We start from the raw sequence: 1,500 nt of genomic DNA on the forward strand, positions 1-1,500 counted from the left end.
CTCACCGGCGGACGCCCGGGACAGCCGCGGCGCCAGCAACCGGCCGCCCCGCACCGCGAGCTGCGGCTCGTCGGCACCCAGCACCGCGCCCCAGTCGGGCTCGTCGTCGCGGAGGTCGTCGTCGCCGAGGTCGACGAGGACGAAGCGGCCCGGGTGCTCCGACTGCGCACTGCGCACCAGGCCCCACACCGCGGCCTGGGCCACGTCCGGAGCCTCGCCGTCCACGGCGACCGCACCTCGGGTCACGATCGCGAGCCGCGCCTCGGCCAGCCGCTCACTGGCCAGCCACTGCCGCACCAGCGCCAGCGCCTCGCCCGTGGCCGCCCGAGCCGCCCCGGGTACGTCACCGTCCGGGGTACGGACCGCGGCCAGCACCACCTCGGGGGCCTTCGCCCCGTCGGCCAGCGCCTTCTCCAGGGCGGTCAGATCGGCGAACCGGTCCGCGGGCCCGGCGATCCCGCCCAGCGCGGCGACACCGGCGGCCGGTGTGTGCGCGGCCTGCCCGGCCTGAGCGGAAACCCAGCCCAGCTCGTAGAGGTGGCGCTCGCCGTCGCTCCGCGCCGCTTCGAGGTGGGCCTGCTCCACCGGGCGCACGTCGAGCCGCCGCAGGCAGGCCACCGGCAGTCCGTCCTCACCCGCGATGTCGAGCCGCAGGGACATCGGGTCCGGCAGCGTGATCCGCACGCGGAGCCGCGTGAGGCCGAAGCGCCCCAACTGGACACCGGACCACGAGAACGGCAGTCCGCTCGGGTTGTTCTCCCCCATGTCGAGCATGCCGAGCCCGCCGTGCAGCGCGGAGTCGAACATCGCCGGGTGGATGGCGAACCCGTCGGCCGGGCCGGCCGCCTCGGGCAGCGCCAGCTCGACGAGCACCTCGTCGCCCCGACGCCAGGCGGTCTCGACGGCACGGAAGGCCGGACCGTAGTCGAAGCCCACGTCGGTGAGGTGGGCGTTGCGGTTGAGCAGGGTGTAGAGCTCGGACACGGCGAGCGGTTCGGCGTCCGCGGGCGGCCAGGGAACCGGCAGCGGCTCCAGGGGCTCGGCCTTGGCGGACAGCCAGCCACGGGCGTGGCAGGTCAGCTCGGTGACCGTGTCCTCGCCCGCCTCGATGCGGGAGAAGAAGGCGATCTCGCGGCGGCCGTCCTCACCGGCCGCGCCGACCGTGACCCGGATCTGCCGCGTCACGTCGTCCTCCAGGACCAGCGGCGCGGCGATGACCATCTCGTCCACGACGTCGCAGCCCAGCCGGCGGCCGATGGTCAGCGCCATCTCGCACATCGCCGTGCCCGGTACGAGCACGATGCCGAACACCGCGTGGTCACGTGTCCACGGCTGCGTCTCCTGGGACATGCGGCCGGTGAACACCCACTCGTCACGGTCCCCGACCTGGACGGCCGCGGCCAGGATCGGATGCCGCATCCGGTCCATCCCGGCAACGGAGGCGTCGGCGGCACCGGCCGTGCGGGACAGCCAGTAGTTCTCGCGCTGGAAGGCGTACGT

At 74.6% G+C, this 1,500-nt stretch carries 1 protein-coding gene; it reads right to left on the reverse strand.

Features of this window, described 5'->3' with window-relative positions; translation table 11 throughout:
- The coding region (locus tag IH00_RS0136575) for a SpnB-like Rossmann fold domain-containing protein (protein WP_039947893.1) at positions 1-1,500 on the reverse strand (1,500 nt) is incomplete at both ends.

Source organism: Streptomyces sp. NRRL S-118 (assembly GCF_000716335.1).
Classification (GTDB): Bacteria; Actinomycetota; Actinomycetes; order Streptomycetales; family Streptomycetaceae; genus Streptomyces.